Annotated in this window: 16 protein-coding genes and 1 riboswitch; of the genes, 8 read left to right on the top strand and 8 right to left on the bottom strand. The window is 76.1% G+C overall.

Annotated features, from left to right (window positions below; all coding sequences use genetic code 11):
* Positions 1-58 precede the first annotated feature (58 nt).
* The 4 genes from ACGF5C_RS01325 to ACGF5C_RS01310 all read left to right on the top strand — a co-directional run bounded on the left by ACGF5C_RS01325 (position 59) and on the right by ACGF5C_RS01310 (position 6,188).
* Positions 59-556 (top strand): GNAT family N-acetyltransferase, encoded by a 498-nt coding sequence (locus ACGF5C_RS01325; protein WP_393295623.1) that lies wholly within the window; start codon positions 59-61, stop codon positions 554-556.
* A gap of 10 nt (positions 557-566) precedes the next feature.
* Positions 567-1,373: an S-adenosyl-l-methionine hydroxide adenosyltransferase family protein gene (locus ACGF5C_RS01320; RefSeq protein WP_393295620.1), complete on the top strand. Its 807-nt coding sequence runs from the start codon at positions 567-569 to the stop codon at positions 1,371-1,373.
* A gap of 87 nt (positions 1,374-1,460) precedes the next feature.
* Entirely contained in the window at positions 1,461-2,297 is an 837-nt protein-coding gene (locus ACGF5C_RS01315; protein ID WP_393295617.1) for a DNA-formamidopyrimidine glycosylase family protein, read from the top strand.
* Between the two features lie 246 nt (positions 2,298-2,543).
* Positions 2,544-6,188, top strand: a complete 3,645-nt coding sequence (locus ACGF5C_RS01310; RefSeq protein WP_393295614.1) for a hypothetical protein — start codon at positions 2,544-2,546, stop codon at positions 6,186-6,188.
* On the opposite strand, the gene ACGF5C_RS01305 is transcribed toward ACGF5C_RS01310, so the two are convergent.
* The 7 genes from ACGF5C_RS01305 to ACGF5C_RS01275 form a co-directional block, all read right to left on the bottom strand.
* Positions 6,189-6,968, bottom strand: a complete 780-nt coding sequence (locus ACGF5C_RS01305; protein ID WP_393295611.1) for a hypothetical protein — start codon at positions 6,966-6,968, stop codon at positions 6,189-6,191. It lies immediately after the preceding gene.
* Between the two features lie 28 nt (positions 6,969-6,996).
* Positions 6,997-7,869 (bottom strand): PspA/IM30 family protein, encoded by an 873-nt coding sequence (locus ACGF5C_RS01300; protein ID WP_393295609.1) that lies wholly within the window; start codon positions 7,867-7,869, stop codon positions 6,997-6,999.
* A gap of 204 nt (positions 7,870-8,073) precedes the next feature.
* Positions 8,074-8,517 (bottom strand): helix-turn-helix transcriptional regulator, encoded by a 444-nt coding sequence (locus ACGF5C_RS01295; RefSeq protein ID WP_350683725.1) that lies wholly within the window; start codon positions 8,515-8,517, stop codon positions 8,074-8,076.
* 328 nt (positions 8,518-8,845) lie between these two features.
* Positions 8,846-9,403 carry a CinA family protein gene (locus ACGF5C_RS01290; protein WP_393295606.1) on the bottom strand — a complete coding sequence of 186 codons (558 nt, stop codon included), beginning with the start codon at positions 9,401-9,403 and terminating at the stop codon, positions 8,846-8,848.
* A gap of 170 nt (positions 9,404-9,573) precedes the next feature.
* The gene (gene pgsA / locus ACGF5C_RS01285; protein WP_357454182.1) at positions 9,574-10,167 is read right to left on the bottom strand and encodes a CDP-diacylglycerol--glycerol-3-phosphate 3-phosphatidyltransferase; all 594 of its coding nucleotides are present in this window, start codon (positions 10,165-10,167) and stop codon (positions 9,574-9,576) included.
* Positions 10,168-10,244: 77 nt separating this feature from the next.
* A complete protein-coding gene (gene rimO, locus ACGF5C_RS01280; protein WP_393295603.1) occupies positions 10,245-11,744 on the bottom strand; it encodes a 30S ribosomal protein S12 methylthiotransferase RimO in 1,500 nt (499 codons plus the stop codon).
* Positions 11,745-11,877: 133 nt separating this feature from the next.
* Entirely contained in the window at positions 11,878-12,801 is a 924-nt protein-coding gene (locus ACGF5C_RS01275; RefSeq protein WP_393295600.1) for an ornithine cyclodeaminase family protein, read from the bottom strand.
* Between the two features lie 91 nt (positions 12,802-12,892).
* Positions 12,893-12,958: riboswitch (guanidine-III (ykkC-III) riboswitch) on the top strand.
* Positions 12,959-13,015: 57 nt separating this feature from the next.
* Here ACGF5C_RS01275 and ACGF5C_RS01270 point away from each other — a divergent pair.
* Positions 13,016-13,330 carry a multidrug efflux SMR transporter gene (locus ACGF5C_RS01270; protein WP_350705037.1) on the top strand — a complete coding sequence of 105 codons (315 nt, stop codon included), beginning with the start codon at positions 13,016-13,018 and terminating at the stop codon, positions 13,328-13,330.
* A 155-nt stretch (positions 13,331-13,485) separates the two neighbouring features.
* The gene (locus ACGF5C_RS01265; protein ID WP_393265533.1) at positions 13,486-13,731 is read left to right on the top strand and encodes a hypothetical protein; all 246 of its coding nucleotides are present in this window, start codon (positions 13,486-13,488) and stop codon (positions 13,729-13,731) included.
* A gap of 112 nt (positions 13,732-13,843) precedes the next feature.
* Here ACGF5C_RS01265 and ACGF5C_RS01260 read toward each other — a convergent pair whose 3' ends face one another.
* Complete coding sequence (locus tag ACGF5C_RS01260) at positions 13,844-16,300, bottom strand: DNA translocase FtsK (protein WP_393295597.1); 2,457 nt, start codon at positions 16,298-16,300, stop codon at positions 13,844-13,846.
* A 113-nt stretch (positions 16,301-16,413) separates the two neighbouring features.
* On the opposite strand from ACGF5C_RS01260, the gene ACGF5C_RS01255 reads away from it, so the two are divergent.
* Together ACGF5C_RS01255 and ACGF5C_RS01250 are read left to right on the top strand one after the other, a co-directional pair.
* On the top strand, positions 16,414-16,893 hold the full coding sequence (locus ACGF5C_RS01255) for a YbjN domain-containing protein (RefSeq protein WP_393295594.1): 480 nt from the start codon (positions 16,414-16,416) through the stop codon (positions 16,891-16,893).
* Positions 16,890-18,617, top strand: a complete 1,728-nt coding sequence (locus tag ACGF5C_RS01250; RefSeq protein ID WP_393295591.1) for a YbjN domain-containing protein — start codon at positions 16,890-16,892, stop codon at positions 18,615-18,617. The genes ACGF5C_RS01255 and ACGF5C_RS01250 overlap by 4 nt, the downstream gene beginning before the upstream one ends.
* Positions 18,618-18,632: the final 15 nt, after the last annotated feature.

Here is an 18,632-nt window from a genome sequence, read left to right as displayed (position 1 = left end):
GTGCCCGCCCGAACTGGCGACGGTAGGCTCCCGAGCCGGTCGACGAGAGGAGCCGACGATGACCGGGGTGACCGTCCGACCGGCCCGGGCCGGGGACCGCCCGGCCGTCGACGCACTGCACGAACGCGAGTGGGGCGGCCCGTACGTCGTCGTCCACGACACCCGCTACGACCTGCGTACGCTGCCCACGCTGGTGGCGGTCGACGGCGCCGGCCCGGTCGTCGGGGCGCTCGCCCACCACGGCGACGGCGACGGGCTGGAGGTCGTCAGCGTGGCCGCGGCGACGCCCGGCGGGGGCGTCGGCACGGCGCTGCTGGCCGCCGCCGCGGACGTGGCCCGGGCGGCCGGCCGGGCCCGGCTGTGGCTCGTCACGACGAACGACAATCTGCGGGCGCTGCGGTTCTACCAGCGTCGCGGGCTGCGGATGGTACGCGTCGACCGGGGCGCGGTGGACCGGGCCCGCCGGCTCAAGCCGAGCATCCCGGTCGTCGGCGAGGACGGCATCCCGCTGCACGACGAACTGGTCCTGGAACAGCGGCTCACCCCCGGCGGTTAACCTGCCCGGCATGGACCGGACCCCCTGGATCTCGCTGACCACCGACTACGGTCTCGCCGACGGTTTCGTGGCCGCCTGCCACGGGGTGATCGCCCGGCTCGCACCGGCCGCCCGGGTGATCGACGTGACCCACCTGGTGCCGCCGGCCGACGTGCGCCGGGGCGCGGCGGTGCTGGCGCAGACCGTGCCCCACCTGCCCGAGGGCGTGCACGTGGCGGTGGTCGACCCCGGCGTCGGCACCGCCCGCCGGGGCGTCGCCCTGGCCGCGCCGCGCGGGCTGCTGGTGGGGCCGGACAACGGCCTGCTCGTCGACGCCGCCGAGGCGCTGGGCGGGGTCACGGCGGCCGTCGAGCTGACCGCGCCGGACTGGCTCGCGCCCGAGGTGTCCCGCACGTTCCACGGCCGGGACGTCTTCGCGCCCGTGGCCGCGCGGCTGGCGCTCGGCGCCCCGCTGTCCGGGGCCGGCCCGGCCGTCGACCCGGCGACCCTGGTCCGGCTGCCGGCGCCGGTCGTCCGGCCGGAGGCGGCGGGCTTCACCGCCGAGGTGCTGACCGTGGACCACTTCGGCAACGTGCAACTGGCCGCGCCGGCCGACCTGTTGGCGCCGCTGCCGGCCCGGGTGCGGGTGCGGCCGGACTTCGAGTTCGGAGCGGGGCGCGAGGCCGTGCACGGCCGCACCTTCGGCGACGCTCCGGCGGGCGGGCTGGTGGTGCACGCCGACTCGGCCGGCCTGGTCGCCGTGGCGGTCAACGGCGGCCGGGCGGTCGACCTGCTCACGGTGGCGCCGGGCGACCTGCTGCGCGTCGCCGCCGGGTGACCTGGTGCGGGTAGCCGGCGGCCATGTGCCGCGTCGCGGCCGGGTGACCGCCGCGCCGGGTCCCCGGCGGCGAGGCAGGATGGACGGGTGCCCGAAGGCGACACCGTCTGGAACACCGCCCGCGTCCTGCACCGCGCGCTGGCCGGTGCCCGCCTGACCGGCAGCGACTTCCGGGTGCCGCAGCTCGCCGCGACCGACCTCACCGGCTGGACGGTGCGGGAGTCGGCCAGCCGGGGCAAGCACCTGCTGCTCCGCCTGGCCGCCCCGCCGGAAGACGCCCCACCGGGAGACGTCGCGCCGGAAGGCGGCGGTGCGCGCTGGACGCTGCACTCCCACCTGCGGATGGAGGGCGCCTGGCGGGCGTACGCGCCGGGGGAACGGTGGACCGCCCGGCCGGCGCACCTGATCCGAGTGGTGCTGCGCGCCCCGCAGGCGGTCGCCGTCGGCTACCACCTGCACGAGCTGGCGCTGGTGCCGACGACCGAGGAGGACTCGCTGGTCGGCCACCTCGGCCCCGACCTGCTCGGCACGGACTGGGACCCGGCCGAGGCGGTACGCCGGCTGGCCGCCCACCCGGACGTCACCATCGGCGAGGCCCTGCTGGACCAGCGCAACCTGGCCGGCGTCGGCAACCTCTACAAGTGCGAGATCCTGTTCCTGCGCGGGGTGTCGCCATGGACGCCGGTACGCGCCGTGCCGGATCTCGCCGGCACCGTGGCCCTGGCGCAGAAGCTGCTCGCGGCCAACCGGGGCCGCTGGACGCAGAGCACCACCGGGTCGCTGCACCGGGGGCAGACCAGCTACGTCTACGGGCGGCGCGCCCAGCCGTGCCGCCGGTGCGGCACCGCGATCCGCAAGGAGGAGCTGGGCGAGCGGGTCACCTACTGGTGCCCCGTCTGCCAGCCCGAACGCCCGGCCGGCTGACGATCCCGGGGGCACATCGGCCCGCCCTCCGCCACCGATCGACCGACGTGGGCCGGCGTGTCGGGCGGGACACTCCGCCGGTGTGGCGGGAAAGTCGCCTCCCCGCCACAGATACGGACGATTGGGTACTTCCTAACCCCCGCCGTGGCGTCGCATGCTGCGGTTGACTCCTCACGCATCGTCAGCGACGCGCGACCGGGCCGCCACGCCGCCGTGGCGGGCCGCGCGCCCGGACCGGGGAGAGCCATGGACCTGTTCCGCAGACTCCGGATCCCGTGGGAGCGGGCGGCGCCCCGCACCGGGAACGGCGCCACCGCCGGGTCCCGGCCGGCGGGGCCAGTCCCGGCGGCCCGGCGCGTGGAGGAGCCGGTCGTGGTGCCGGCCAGCCTCGACCCGGCGGCCGTCCCGCGCTGCTTCGGCCCGGTGCCGAACTACGCCCGCAGCCCGCTGCCGGTCGTCGGGGCCGACGGCCGGGTGCTGCCCGGCACCGGCATCCGCAAGTTCGTCGACGCGCTGCCCGGCCTCGGCGCGCTGGGCCGCACCCAGCTGGGCGGCCACCTCCCCGTGGCGGTGCCCGACACCATCAGCTACCCGGGCTGCGACTACTACGAGATCGTCCTGGAGCAGTACGCGCAGCGGCTGCACCGGGACCTGCCGGCGACCCGGCTGCGCGGCTACCGGCAGCTCAACCTCGGCACGGACGCCAACGGGCACAACACGGTCGTGCCGGCGGGGCGCCCCTGGCACCTCGGCCCGGTCATCCTGGCCCGCCGGGGCCGCCCGGTCCGGGTCAAGTTCATCAACCACCTCCCCACCGGCCGGGCCGGGGAGCTCTTCCTGCCCGTCGACCCGACCGTGGAGGGCGCGGGGACGGGCCCCCTCGACGGGCCCGCGCCCTACCCGCAGAACCGGGCGGTGCTGCGCCTGGCGGGCGCGCACACCGGGTGGATCAGCGCCGGCAACCCCTGGCAGTGGGTGACCCCGGCGGGCGAGATCACCCCGTACCCGAACGGGATCGGCCTGACCCACGTCCCCGACATGCCGCCGCCCGGCGCGGGCGCCACCACGCTCTACTACCCGAACGAGCAGAGCGGGCGGCTGTGCTGGTTCCACGACAACACCGTCGGCCTGGCCCGGCTGACCGTCTACTCCGGGCAGCTCGCGCTCTACCTGCTCACCGACCCGGCCGAGGAGGAACTCGTCGCCGACGGCGTGCTGCCCGCCGACCAGCTCCCGCTGGTGGTCGAGGACAAGACGTTCGTGCCGGACGACACCCAGCTCGCCGGGGAGGACCCGACCTGGGACCGGGACCGCTGGGGCGCCCGGGGCAGCCTCTGGCACCCGCACGTCTACCAGCCCCGGCAGAACCCGCACCGGGCCGACGGGACGAACCCGACCGGCCGGTGGGACTACGGCCCGTGGTCGCGTACGGCCGACGAGCCCGGGCCGAGGGAGCACCCCGGGACGCCCGACGCCGGCCCGGTGCCGAACCCGCACCACGACCCGGTCACGGACCCGGAGGAGCCGCCGCTGACGCCGGGCGTCCCGCACCCGTCGGCGGTGCCGGACGCGTTCGGCGACACCATGCTCGTCAACGGGATCGCGTACCCGTACCTGGAGGTCGCGCCGCGGACGTACCGCTTCCGGATCCTCAACGCCTGCCTGGACCGCGGCCTGAACCTCCAGCTCTACCGGGCCCGCTCCGACGGCCCGATGTGGGACCCGGAGGGCGACCTGGCCGACGCGGACGCCGGCGAGGTGCCGATGGTGGAGGCGGTCCGCGCGCCGGACCGTCCGGCGGGCTGGCCGACGGACGGGCGCGAGGGCGGGGTCCCGGACCCGCGCGCCGCCGGCCCGGAACTGGTCCAGATCGGCAACGAGGGCGGCCTGCTCCCCGCGCCGGTGGTCGTGCCCAACCAGCCGGTCGGCTACCGGTACGACCGCCGGGACCCGACCGTGCTCAACGTCGACTCGCACGCGCTGCTGCTCGCCCCGGGCGAGGTGGCCGACGTGCTGGTCGACTTCTCGACCGTGCCGCCGGGCGGCACGGTGATCCTCTACAACGACTGCCCCGCCCCGCTGCCCGGCTTCGACCCGCGTGCCGACCACCACACGGGCGCCCCGGACCGCACCGCCGAGGGCGGCCCGCCGCCGACCCGCCCCGGGTACGGCCCGAACACCCGCACACTGCTCCAGTTCCGGGTCGCCGGCACCCCGGCGCCGCCGTACGACCTGGCCCGGCTGCGGGACCGCCTGCCCCGCGCGTACGCGGCCAGCCAGCGCCCGCCGATCGTGCCGCAGGCGGCGTACGACGCGGCGTTCGGCACCCGTACCGGCCGGGGAACGGTCGTCCCGGTGCACGCCACCACGGTCAGCTTCGTGCCGACCGCCGGTGCCGCCCCGGTGCTCCTTCCGTTGCAGGTGAAGGCGGTGCAGCAGGTCTTCGAACCGGAGCACGGCCGGCTCGTCGGCCGGCTGGGCGTCGGGCACCCGCACGCCGGGCCGCTCGCCCCCACCACCCTGCCGCTCGGCCCGACCGATCCGGCCACCGAGGTGCTGCACGTGAGCGATCCGGCCGTCGGAGTGGGCGCGCCCGCCGACGGCACCCAGCTCTGGCGCATCCGCGGCAACAGCCGGCAGACCCAGCCGGTGCGGTTCGCCGGCTGCGACGTCCAACTGGTCAACCGGGTCGGCTGGGACGGCGCCACCCGCCCGCCGCACCCCGCCGAGCGGGGTTGGAAGCAGGTGGTCCGGGTCGACCCGCGGGAGGACGTGATCGTCGCGCTGCGGCCCGTCGCGCCGCCCCTGCCGTTCAAGATCGGCGACAGCGTACGGCTGCTCGACCCGGCCCGGCCGGCCGGCGCCCGGACCGGCTCGACCCCGGTCAGCCCGGTCGACGGCCGGCCGTCGCGGGTGGTGAACCAGCTCGTCAACCTGGGCTGGGAGTACCACTGGCACAGCCAGCTCGCCGGGCACCGCGACCAGGGCATGACCCGGCCCCTGGTGCTGCGGGTCTCGCCCAGGGCACCGACCGGGCTGACCGCGACGCCGGCCCCGGGCTCGGCGACCGCGCTGCCGGCGATCGCGCTGGCCTGGACGGGCAACGGCAGCCGCCCGGCGGCCACCAGCCACCTGCTCCAGCGGGCCACCGACGCCACCTTCACGCAGGGGCTGACCGCGATCACCGTGGCGGCCACGGCGAGCCGCTACACCGACGCCACCATCACCCCCGGGGTGACCTACCACTACCGGATCCGGGCGGAGAACGCGGTGAGCTGCTCCACCTGGTCCAACAGTGTGCCGGCGTCGGTGCAGCTCGCCGCGCCGGCGGGGCTGACCGCGGCGATCCCGCCGGCCGCTCCGCTGCGGATCGCGCTGCGCTGGACCAACCGTTCCTTTGCCACCGGCATCGACGTGCAGCGGGCCACCAACCCGACCTTCAGCAGCGGGCCGGGCACCACCGCGATCGGGGTCGGCGACAACCACCTCGACGCGGCGGTCGCCCCGGACACCACGTACTACTACCGGGTGCGGACCACCTACCTCGGGGCCGCGTCACCCTGGTCGACGGTGGCCCGGGCGACCACGCCGCCGGCCCCCGGCCTGCCCACGGGGGTGACCGCCACCGCCACGGCGCCCGGGCCCGACACGGCGACGGTGATCCTCGGCTGGTCGTCGAGCACCCCCGCCGGACCGGGGGCCGGGTTCATCGTGCAGCGGGCGCTTGACCCGGTGTTCAGCCGGGAGGTGTCGACCTTCACCGTCACCGGCCACGGCTTCACCAACACCGGCCTGGCGCGGGGTGTCACCTACCACTACCGCGTCCGGTCGTTCAACGTCGTCGGCAGTTCCCCGTTCACCGGCCCCGTGCCGGTCACGACGCCGCCGTGATCAGGGAGTGCGCAGCGACGCGCCGGTGCCGCGCAACTCGGCCAGCGCCGAGGCGACCCCGTGCAGCAGGTCGGTCGCCTCGGTCAGGCGGGAGGCGGCCGGGTGGTCGGCGTCGGGACGCGCGTCCTCGGCGACGTAGCCGGCGGCGGCCACGACCAGCCGCTCGTACGCCGCGACGCCCTGCTCCAGCTGGCCGGCCAACGCCCGGTGCGCCTCGGCCAGCGGCGGTCGGGCATCGGCGGGGGCGAGCCGCAGCGCGCGTTCGACACTGGCCACCCGGCCGGCGAGGTCCCGCAGCGAGCGGTCGGCGTCGGCCGCCTCCGACACGGCGGGCCCGGCCAGCCCGGTCAGCCGGCCGGCCATCCCGGCGAGGGTGAGGGCGGCCCGGTCCAGCCGGGCCCACGGCTCGGCGGCGCTGGTGCCGCGCAGCGCCACCCGGGAGCGCACCCGGCGCACCTCGGCCAGCACGCCGGGGCCGGCGGGGAGCCGCTCCACGGCGGCGACGAAGCGGGCGCGGGACCGGGCGGCGGCCTCGGCCGGGTCGAGCGCGGGCGGCGCCGGCTGGGCGGCCAGCGCGCGCAGGTCGACCCAGCGCCAGGCGGCGAGCACCAGCGCCCCGCCCGCCCCGGCGGCCCAGGCCGCGTCGGGCAGCCCGAGCCCGGCGTACGGGGTCAGCACGGCGGCCGCGCCGCCGAGGCCCCCTGCCGTGACGCTCCACCGGCGGGCGGACCGCCGCAACCGACTCAGGCGCCGGAAGTACCGCGTGCGCTCGTCTGCCACCTCTGCTGCCTCCTCGACCTGACCGGCCTCAGCCGGCGGCGGTGGTTTCCCCGGTGCCGCGTTCCCGGCCCATGCTGGCCCGGATCTCGTCCAGCCGGGCGGCGGCGGCCGGGTCGGCGGCCGGCGCGGCGGGCTCCGTACGCGCGACGGGCGGTCGTTCCTGCCTGCCGCCGAGCTGCTCACCGGCCATGCTCGACCGGATCTGCTCCAACCGGGCGGAACCGGCCGAGTCGAGGGTCGCCTTCTGGATCTCCAGCATCCGGCCCTCGACGGAGTTGCCGGCCAGCTCGGCGCGGCCCATCGCGGTGGCGTACCGCTGCTCGATGCGGTCGCGCACCTCGTCGAGCGAGGGGGTGTTGGCGGGCGCGGTCAGCGCCGACATCGACTCCAACGAGCGGGCCACGCTCTCCTGCATCTTGGCCTGCTCCAACTGGCTGAGCAGCTTGGTGCGCTCGGCGAGCTTCTGCTGGAGGATCATCGAGTTGTTCTCGACGGCCCGGCGGGCCTGGGCGGCGGCGCCCAGCGCCTGGTCGTGCAGGGTCTTCAGGTCCTCGGTGGCCTGCTCGGCGGAGACCAGTTGGGTGGCCAGGGTCTGCGCGGAGTGCTCGTAGCGGTTGGCCTCGGCCTCGTCGCCCTTGGCGCGGGCCTGGTCGGCGAGGACGAGGGCCTGGCGCGCGTTGGCCTGGAGCCGCTCGACCTCCGACATCTGGCGGGACAGCTTCATCTCCAGCTGCCGCTGGTTGCCGATCACCGCGGCGGCCTGCTGGACGAGCGCCTGGTGCTGGCGCTGGGCCTCCTCGATGGCCTGCTGGATCTGCACCTTGGGATCGGCGTGCTCGTCGATCCTGGCGCCGAACAGCGCCATCAGGTACTTCCAACCCTTGACGAACGGGTTAGCCATCTCCGCGGTATCCCCTCAGTAGCGTCGCTCCGCCTCGACCGGGCGGGCCCGGCCGGCTGCGGCGCGGCAGTGGCTCCATCGTCCCAGCCGGACGCCACCGGGGCATCCGTACCGGCCAGCGAAGCGAGCGCCGACGCCGTCCGCGATCAACCCTACGCGGCGGTCGCCACCGCGACCATGGGACGCGGACGGGGGTGGGGTGGGTCAGGCGGCGCAGACCACGTCGCGGTCGCCCCCGCGGACGCGGGAGGTGCGCAGCGTGGCCTTCAGCGGCGAATCCTGGCGGACCTGGACGGCGACCTTGCCGTCGGAGCTGACCTGGTGCACGCCCCGGCCCGTGGCCTTGCGCACCGTGGTCACCCCGGCGGTGTCGACGGTCTCGTCCTGCACCGGCACGAGCACGCCTGGCATCTGCTCGGCGAGCGCGACCGTGTCGCTGACCTCGCGCAGCAGCTCGGACAGGCGCGCGCCCAGCGCGTCGCAGATCGCCGCCAACAGCTCGCTGGACGGCTCCTTCTGGCCGCGCTCGATCTCCGAGAGGTAGCCCAGGCTGACGTTGGCGGCGGAGGAGACCTCGCGCAGGGTGCGGTGCTGCCCCTGCCGGCGCGCCCGCAGTGCGTCACCGATAACCCGGCGTAGCAGGACCATTCGCACCTCCCCTGAGGGACACCGCTGTTTCGCGCGGCCGTCCGGCACGTCGTGCCGGCTCCGACCGTCGGAGCCTTCCCGCAACGGTACCCGTTGCCGGCCCCGCCGACATCCCACCCCGCCTCTCGGATTGCGGAGTCTGCTCAGCCTGTGGGATCGACTCGGCGTGGGACGTCGGCCCGCGTCGCGGGGGTCGGCTCGGCTTGCGGGGCCAGGCCGGCGCGGCTCGGGCCGCAGTTCGGCTCGGCCCGCAGTTCGGCTCGGCCCGCAGTTCGGCTCGGCCCGCAGTTCGGCTCGGCCCGCGGGTCGGCTCGGCCCGCGGGTCGGCTCAGCGCCGCCCGGCGGCGGCGGTGTCGGTCCGCCCGGCTTCGGCCTCGCCCGCATCGGCGCGGTGGATCCGCTCGGCGAGCAGCCGCAGCGCCTCGACGACCGCCGCGGAGCGGATGTGGTCGCGGCCACCGTCCAGGTCGAGCTGCCGGACGTCGGCCCCGGCGGGCCCGGCCACCGCCACGTAGACCAGCCCGACCGGCTTGCCGTCCTGCGGCTCCGGGCCGGCCACCCCGGTCGTGGCCAGGCCCCAGTCGGCCCCGCAGCGCCGCCGCCCGCCCTCCGCGAGGGCCACCGCCACATCCGGGTCGACGGGCCCGCGGTCGGCCAGCAGATCCTCCGCTACGCCGGCGAGCTGCGACTTCAGCTCGGTGGCGTAGACCACCATCCCGCCCCGGAAGATGCCGCTCACCCCGGCGATCTCCACGATCGATGCGGCCAGCAGCCCCCCGGTCAACGACTCCACCGTGGCCAGGGTCTCGTGGCGCTCCGCCAGACTGTGCACCACGCCCGCCGCCGGGCTGCCCACCGGCCGCGCGCCGGCCGCGTCACTCTCCATGTCCCAGATCCTTCCCCCGCCCCGCCGGGCCTACTCATCCTCCCCGAGCCACAGGACCAGGGTGGGCGGCACGGATCCCCGGCCCGCCCGAGCTGTGCCGGCCCGGGGTCGGTCCCCGGATGGCCGCCGACCTCGACCTGCTGTGCCGGGGCGCCGCCGGGAGACCGGGGTCAGGAGGCCGGCCGGCGCAGGCGCAGGGCCTGGGCGACGTAGTCGAAACCGGTGACCACCGTGACCCCGACCGCCGCGGCCATGATCCACGGGCCGACGGCGGCGAGGGCGGCCGGCATCGGCCACAGGTACCAGGTGATCGCGAGGATCTGGAGCGCTGTCTTGATCTTGCCGCCCCGGCTGGCCGCGATCACCCCGTGCCGGATCACCCAGAAGCGCAGCGCGGTGATGCCCAGCTCGCGGGCGAGGATCACCGTGGTCACCCACCAGGGCAGCCGGTCGTACCAGGAGAGCAGCAGCAGCGCGGCGCCGGTGAGCGCCTTGTCGGCGATCGGGTCGGCGACCTTGCCGACCGAGGTGACCAGGGCGAAGCGGCGGGCGATCCAGCCGTCGACCAGGTCGGTCACCGAGGCGACGGCGAAGATCAGGCAGGCGGCCATCTGCCAGCCGGCGTGGGTCATCCCCGAGATGACCAGGGACGCGCCGAAGATCGGCACCAGGACCAGCCGCAGCGCGGTGAGCGCGTTCGCCGCGTTCAGCACGGGTACCCGGGCCACCACCGGCGCCGGCGTGGAATCCGTCGCCCCGGTCACCGCCGCCCCCCGCTCCGGCCGCCGTGGCGCACCTGGCACCCCACCACGTGGCTCCCCCGCTCTGTCCGGGCCCGCCGTCACCGTGCCGCGCCGGGCGCAGCCGAGATCATCTCATCCGGGACCGCGACGAGGTCCACCCCTTCGGTGCCCGTCACCGTCGCCCGCACCAGGTCGCCCGGGCTCAGCGCGGCGAGGTCCACCCCGCCACCGGACGGCGCGACGAGAGTGGTCGAGCCGTCGACCTCGGGGGCCTGGTGGGCCGCCCGCCCCTCGACCACGCCGTCGGCGACCGAGTCGACCAGCACCTCGACGGTGGAGCCGCGCCGCTCCTCGGCCCGCTGCGAGCAGAGCTCGTCGGCGAGCGCGCCGAGCCGGTCGTACCGGCGCTTGACGGTGGCGGCGGAGACCTTGCCGGGCAGCCCGGCGGCCTCGGTGCCGTCCTCGTCGCTGTAGTCGAACACGCCGATCGCGTCGAGCCGCGCCTCGGTCAGGAAGCGGACCAGCTCCTGGTAGTCGGCGCGGGTCTCGCCCGGGAAGCCGACGATGAAGTTGCTCCGCGCGCCCGCCTCCGGGGCCAGGGCGCGGGCGCTCGCCAGCAGCTCCAGGAACCGGTCGGTGGAGCCGAAGCGGCGCATCCGGCGCAGCACCGGCTCGCTGGAGTGCTGGAACGACAGGTCGAAGTACGGGGCCACGCCGGGCGTGGTGGCGATCGCCTCGACCAGGCCGGGCCGGGTCTCGGCCGGCTGGAGGTAGCTCGCCCGCACCCGGACGATGCCGTCGATCGCGGCGAGCTGCGGCAGCAGCTTCTCCAGCGCCCGGGGGTCGCCCAGGTCCTTGCCGTACGAGGTCGAGTTCTCGCTGACCAGCACCAGCTCGCGTACGCCGGTCTTGGCCAGCCACTCCGCCTCGGCGAGCAGCTCGTCCGGCGTACGCGAGACGAAGGCGCCGCGGAAGGCGGGGATGGCGCAGAACGCGCAGCGCCGGTCGCAGCCGCTGGCGAGCTTGAGCGAGGCGACCGGGCCGGTGTCGAGCCGGCGGCGCAGCACCTGGCGCAGGTGCGCCGGGGTGTGCTCGTCGGTCTCGGTGACGCCCCGGGCGGGGGTGCCGTGGCCGGGCAGCGACACCGCGCTGTCCCGGCGGGAGACCGGGGTCAGCGGGAGCAGCTCGCGCCGGTCGCGCGGGGTGTGCGCGTGGATCACCTCGCCGGCGACCACGGCGTCCAGCCGGGCGGCGATGTCCGGGTAGTCGTCGAAGCTGAGCACGGCCTGCGCCTCGGGGAGGCTGTCGGCCAGCTCACGGCCGTACCGCTCGGCCATGCAGCCGGCCGCGACCACCTTCGCGCCGGTGTCGGCGGCGGCCAGCAGGGTCTGGATGGAGTCCTGCTTCGCCTTCTCCACGAAGCCGCAGGTGTTCACGACCACCACGTCGGCGCCCTCGCCGTCGGTGGTGACCTGCCAGCCGTCGGCGTGCAGCCGGGCGGCCAACTCCTCCGAGTCGACCTCGTTGCGGGCGCAGCCCAGCGTCAGCAGGGCGACGCGGCGGCCGTCGGCGGCGGAAGGGGAGGTGGCAGACACCATCCGAGGGTACCGGGCCGTCCGCGACCCCCACGCACGCCCGTCCTGCAAGGAAGGGCACCTTGTTAACGGATTCGGTAGAGGAAGGGGCCCTTCCTTCGTGGCTCGGCGCCGGGGGTGACGGGCACCACGCCGGTCAGACGGTCGCCGCGCCGACCCGGACCAGGCGGTCGAGCAGGAACACCTCGGTGCCGGCCAGGCCGGTCGAGCAGAAGACCGAAACCTGGTCCGCGCCGGTCCGGCCCGGCACCGCGCCGGCCAGCACCGCGCCCAGGTCGCGCAGCCGCCCGGCGTACGCCGGCAGCGCCGCGAGCATCGGCGGCTCGTACGCGGCGGCCTGCGCCGGCGAGTCGGTGACCAGCAGGTCGGCGGCGTCCAGCAGGTCGGGGCCGAACTCGTGCCGGTCGACCTGCTTGAAGCCGACCGTGTTGACGTGGGTGCCGGGAGCGAGGTCGGCGGCGTCGAGCACCGGGGTGACGCTGGTGGTGGCGAGCACCACGACGTCGCGGTCGGCCACGGCGGCCCGGGCCGACTCCACGGCGCGCGCCGGCACGCCCAGCTCGGCGCGCACCCGGGCGGCGAACGCCTCTCGCCGGACGGCGGAGCGGCTGTGCACCGTGACCTCGCGCAGCGGGCGGACCGCGGCCGCCGCCCAGACCTGCGTCCACGCCTGCCCGCCCGAGCCGACCACGCCCAGGGTGGCGGCGTCCGGGCGGGCCAGGGCGTCCACGGCGACCCCGCCGAGCCCGCCGGTGCGGCGGGAGCCCAGCTCCTCCCCGACCGCCACCGCCCGGACCGCCCCCGTGCGCCCGTCGTGCAGCACCACCACCTGCTCGCTCTCCGGGTGCCCGAACGTGTCGTACGAGCGGAAGCCGTACCACTCGCCGGTGAGGTGCCCGGCGGTGAGCACCATCCGCCCCCCACCCAGCGGCGCGGCGGCCCGGGGCGGGGCCACCAGGCGGCCGGCGTACGCGGCGAGCAGGGCGTCCCGCATGGCCGCCACGGTGGTGGGGGCGTCCAGCGCGGCGGTGACCTCGGCGTCGGAGAAGAGCAGCGGCATGCGCCCATACTGCAAGTTGAAGTCAAGTTAAGGTCAACGGCGGGTGGCCCGGTTCACTCCGCGCGCCGCCCGCCCGGTGCTACCGTCGGTCACGGCGGCCCCGTGGGTCGCTCCGGACGAGTCGAGGGCGTACCCGGTCAGGCAAAGACGCCCCGTGCAACGACCGACTCGTCCCGGCCCCGGTGGTCCGGGCGCGCACACAGAGGTGACTCTCATGGCCTGGATCGTGCTGGTGATCTCCGGACTCCTGGAGACGGCGTGGGCGATCGCCCTCGACCGCAGCGCCGGCTTCAGCCGTCCCGTCCCGTCGGCGGTCTTCGTGGTGACCCTGGTGCTCAGCATGGCCGGGCTGGGGTACGCGCTGCGCGAGATCCCGGTCGGCACCGGCTACGCCGTCTGGGTCGGCATCGGGACGGTCGGCACCGCCCTGGTCGGGATGCTCGCCCTGAACGAGCCGGCCAACCTGCCCCGGATCGCCTGCCTCCTGCTGGTGATCGCCGGCATCGTGGGCCTGAAGATCTTCCACTGAGGACCGCACGGCGCGGCCCGCGCACCGGGCGGCGCGGCCCGCCGGAGGGCGGCGCGGCCCGCACGGGGGCGGCGGGCGGTTCCGAGGCGTGACGAACGGCCACAGTGGGTAGAGGTCGGCCTGGCAACGCAGGCTCTCACCCACCGGAGGCAGACATGGCCGACATGCACACCACCGCCCGTCCGCGCAGCGGCGCCGCCCGCATCTGCACCATCCTGGGCTTCGTCTTCGCGGTCATCGCGATCCTGTTCCTGCCGCCGCTGTTCGGCCTCGCCGGCCTGATCCTCGGGATCGTCGGCGCCGTGCTCGGCGACAAGCCGCTCGGCTGGTACGCCGCCGTCGCCAGCGTGGCCGGCGCGATCATCGGCATGGTCATCGGCGCCGCCATCTACAACTCCTGACCGCCGCTCCCCCACGGACGGGCCCGCCGGCTTCCGGCGGGCCCGTCCGTGTCCGACCCGGCCGACCGGGGCGAGACGAGGGAGCAGGCGACGTGTCGGCGCCCGGCCGGCGTCACTCCTCGCCGCCGCGCAGGCCGACCAGGACCTCCTCCAACTCGTCGGGCTTGACCAGCACGTCGCGGGCCTTGGAGCCCTCCGACGGGCCGACCACGCCCCGGGTCTCCATCAGGTCCATCAGCCGGCCCGCCTTGGCGAAGCCGACCCGCAGCTTGCGCTGCAGCATGGAGGTCGAGCCGAACTGCGAGGTGACCACCAGCTCGACGGCCTGCACCAGCAGGTCGAGGTCGTCGCCGATGTCCTCGTCGATCTTCTTCTTGCCGCTGTCCGGCGCGGCGAGCACGTCGGGGCGGAACTCCGGCTCGCGCTGGTCCTTGCAGAACTTCACCACGTCGGCGATCTCGCGCTCGGTCACCCAGGCGCCCTGGATCCGGATGGGCTTCGAGGCGCCCATCGGCAGGAAGAGACCGTCCCCGCGGCCGAGCAGCTTCTCCGCGCCCGGCTGGTCGAGGATGACCCGCGAGTCGGCCAGGGAGGAGGTGGCGAACGCCAGCCGGGAGGGCACGTTCGCCTTGATCAGGCCGGTGACCACGTCGACCGAGGGACGCTGGGTGGCCAGCACCAGGTGGATGCCGGCGGCCCGGGCGAGCTGGGTGATCCGGACGACCGAGTCCTCCACGTCGCGCGGGGCGACCATCATCAGGTCGGCCAACTCGTCCACGATCACCAGCAGGTACGGGTACGGGCGCATCTCCCGCTCGCTGCCCGGCGGGGCCTTGATCTCGCCGGTGCGCACCTTGCGGTTGAAGTCGTCGATGTGCCGGACCCCGTTGGCGGCGAGGTCGTCGTAGCGCATGTCCATCTCGCGGACGACCCACTCCAGCGAGTCGGCCGCCTTCTTGGCGTTGGTCACGATCGGCGTGACCAGGTGCGGGATGCCCTCGTAGCCGGTCATCTCGACCCGCTTCGGGTCGATCAGCAGCAGCCGCACCTCGTCCGGCGTGGCCCGGGTGAGAATGGACACCAGCAGCGAGTTCAGGCAGGACGACTTGCCCGCGCCGGTCGCACCGGCGATCAGGATGTGCGGCATCTTGGCGAGGTTGGCCACCACGTAGCCGCCCTCGATGTCCTTGCCGAGCGCCACCACCATCGGGTGGTGGTCGCTGGTGGCGGCCCGCGAACGCAGCACGTCGCCGAGCGCCACGTTCTCCGGGTCGGTGTTCGGGATCTCCACGCCGACCGCGCTCTTGCCCGGGATCGGGCTGAGGATCCGCACGTCCGGCGACTTCACCGCGTACGCGATGTTGCGGGAGAGCTGGGTGATCCGCTCGACCTTGACGCCCGGGCCCAGCTCCACCTCGTAGCGGGTGACGGTCGGCCCGCGGGTGAAGCCGGTGACGGCGGCGTCCACGTCGAACTGCTCGAAGACGCCGGTGAGCGCGGCGATCACCTCGTCGTTGGCCCTGCTCCGGCTCTTCGGGGCCGCGCCGCTGCTGAGTATGTTCGCCGGCGGCAGGGTGTAGTCGCCGGCCAGCCCGGTCAGCGCGAGCTGCTCGGCCCGGGTCGGCGCGGGCGAGTGCTCCGGCGGCTCGACCGGCTTGCGGCTGGCCGGGACCTTGCCGCGAGGCTTGCGGGGCAGCACGAGGGTTTCCTGGAGGTCCGCCCCGTCGAGGTCGTCGTCGAACTCCGCCGGATCGACCGGCGGCGGCGCCGCCCGCTTCGTCGCGCGCTTGCGGGCGGGCTTCGCGGGCGCCTCGTCCGTCTCCTCCTCCGCCGGCGGGGCGACCAGGGTGCCGGCGAGCAGGCCGAGCCGCTCCGGGATCTTGTTGATCGGTGTCGCGGTGACCACCAGCAGGCCGAAGACCAGCAGCAGGATCAGCAGCGGCACGGCGACCCAGGCGGTGACGGCCCGCTCCAGCAGGCTGCCCACGCCCGCGCCGACCAGGCCGCCGGCGAAGTCGCGCTGGACCGCGTCGACCGGGTTCTGCCCGATGTGCAGCATCGCGGCGGTGGCGACCAGCATCGAGCCCCAGCCGACCAGCCCCCGGCCGCGGTGCTCCGGGTCGCCGGGCTCGCGCATGAGGCGCCAGGCCCCGATTATCAGCAGCACCGGCACCACGATGGCGATCGCGCCGAGGAAGAGCCGGACGGTGTCGGCCAACTGCTCGCCGACCGGGCCGGCGCCGGAGAACCAGATGGCCACCGCGCTGAGCAGGGCGAGGCCGAAGACCAGCAGCCCCGCGCCGTCGCGGCGGTGCTCCGGGTCGAGCCCGCGGGCCGAGGCGGCCTGCCGGCCGGCGGCGCGGAACGCCCAGCCGACGCCGTGCGCCAGTCCCATCCACAGTGCCCCGACCGCGCGTCCGACGAGGAGCCCCGGGCCCGGCCGCGCCGCGGGCCGCCGCCGGGGGGCCGCCCGGGCGGTCTTCTTCGCCGGCTGGCGGGCACGGCTGTTCGTGGTGCCACGCGGCGACGCGCCGCGCCGCCGACTCGCCTGAGAGGTACGGCCCGCCATAGCATCAACTTAACGGCGTGACCCGGCAGATCGCCGCTTTTCCGGGTCGTGTCCGCGCGTCGCAGCGCGGACGCCGCCGCTTCACGTGATATCTGCCTCAGAAGGGATGCCCGATGGCGTCGCCGGGAATCGAGGACGATCCGGACGGCCCCCTGGCCGGGCACCCGGCGGCGCTGCGACCGCTGACCGGTGAGCTGATCGCCGCCGTGCTGCGCAGCCGGGGGTACGTGGTCCAGGCCGACGCGGACGGCGACCTGGTCGGCCGCTGGGCCGACAGCCTGATCTGGTTCCTGCGGCCGGGCGCCGCCGGTGAGCTGCTCCAGGTCCGCACCCTGGCCGCGCCGACGTTCCCGATCGAGTACGTGCCGGCGCTGCACGCCTTCTGCAACGCGTGGAACCACGACCGGCTCTGGCCGAAGGCCTTCGTGCACGTCGAGGACGACGGACGGGCCCGGGTCTGCGGCGAGGTCATCACCGACCTGGAGCGCGGGGTGACCCCGCACCAGCTCGACCAGCTGCTCGACTGCGGCATCGCCACCGGCTGCCAGCTCGCCACCGAGGTCGCCCGGCTGCCCGGCGGGGTCGTGGCGTGACGGGCCGGGGCGGGGAGCCGGCCCCGCGCGGGCTGGACCCCATCGGGCCGACCGGCCGGTGGGGCGGGCGGCGGCGCGGGGGCGGGCACCGGGACCCGGCGCTGGCCGAGGCGCTCGCCGACGCCCGCGACGCGCCCGACGGCGAGGCCCGCAGCGCGGAGCTGGAACGGATCGCCGCGCACGCCGACGCCACCGGCGACGACCGGTCCGCGGTGGAGGCCCGGTTCGCGCTGATCGAGGGCTATCTGCTGCACGGGGAGCGGTGGCGGCTGGTCGAGCCGGTGCGCCGCTGCCTCGCCGCCGTCGACCGTCGCCCCGACCTGCTGCCCGGCCCGGACGCCGCGCTGCTGCTGCGCTACCAGCGGTACGCCGTGGAGTCCCTGCTCGGCAGCCCCCGGGTCGGGCTGGACCAGGCCCGGGCCATGCTGGACGATCTCGCCGCCCGGACCGCCGCCCCGGCGGGCGTAACGGGCCACGGCGGCACCCCGGCGGGCGCAGCGGGCCACGGCGGCGCCGGCGGGTCGGGCGGGGACGCCGCGGTGGTCGCCGAGCTGCGCTGCCGGATCGCCGACCACCTCGGCGACGAGCCGACCGCCCGACGGTGGTTCGACCGCTGGTCGGCGGCCGGGGCAGGGCCGGCCGGCGGCTGCCCCGGCTGCGCGCCGGCCCGGCGGGCGGAACTGCTCGCCGGGTGGGGCGACCACCGGGCCGCGCTGGACGCGCTGGCGGACGCACCGGCCGGCACGGGCGGCTGCACCGAGCAACCCGAGCGGGCGCTGGCCGCCGGGCTGCTGCCCTGGCTGCGTGCCGGGGAGCCGGAGCGGGCGGCCGAGGCACACGTGCGGGCGTACCGGCGGCACCGGCGGGAGCAGGCCGCCTTCCCGTACCTCGCCGCGCACCTGCGGTGGTGCGCGCTGGCCGGGCACCCCGCCCGGGGGCTGGACGTCCTGGCCGAGCAGCTGCCCCGGCTGGACCGGCCGCACGACGACCTGTCCGCGATGGAGTTCGCCGCCGCCGGGGCGCTGGTCTGCGCGCTCGCCGTCGAGGCGGGGCTGGGGGGCCGGACGGTGCACCGACCCGGGTACGGCGACCGGCCGGCCGCCGACCTCGACGTGGCCACGCTCGGTGCCACCCTGCTCGGGTTGGCCACCGCGCTGGCCGGCAGCTTCGACGCCCGCAACGGCACCGGCCACCAGTCCGGCCGGATCGCGTCCTGGCTGGCCGAGCGGCCGCTCGCCGCACCGGTGCCGCTGCCGCCCGACGACGCACCCGACGACGACCCGGGCGACCCGGCCGACGACGGCCCGCCGGCCGACGGGGAGCCGCGCCCGCTGAGCCTGGAGATGATCACGGCCGCCCTGGACCGGCGCGGGGACCACTACGCCGTGGACGCCGGCGGCACCGTGGTCGGCCGGTGGGGCGAGGCGCTCATCCAGTTCCGTCGGGCCGGCGAGCGGGGCGAGATCCTCCGGGCGCGCGCGGTGGCGAGCCGCCGGCTGCCGGCCGACCGGCTCGCCGAGGCGTACGCGTTCTGCAACGCGTGGAACCACGACCGGCTGCTGCCGAAGGCGTACGTGCACGACCTCGGGGGCGAGCTGGTGCTGGCCGGCGACGTCAGCACCGACCTGGCGCACGGGGTGGCCCCGGCCCAGCTCACGGTCCTGCTCGACGCGGCCGTCGACACCGGCGTCGCGTACGCCGATGCCGTGGCCGCGTTGCCCTGAGCGCCGGGCGGGGCT

Origin of the sequence: Micromonospora sp. NPDC047620, assembly GCF_043205005.1 — a bacterium.
In the GTDB taxonomy this organism is placed as follows: domain Bacteria; phylum Actinomycetota; class Actinomycetes; order Mycobacteriales; family Micromonosporaceae; genus Micromonospora.
Note: the sequence above shows the minus strand (reverse complement) of the source record. Positions and strands in the feature narration are given on the sequence as shown.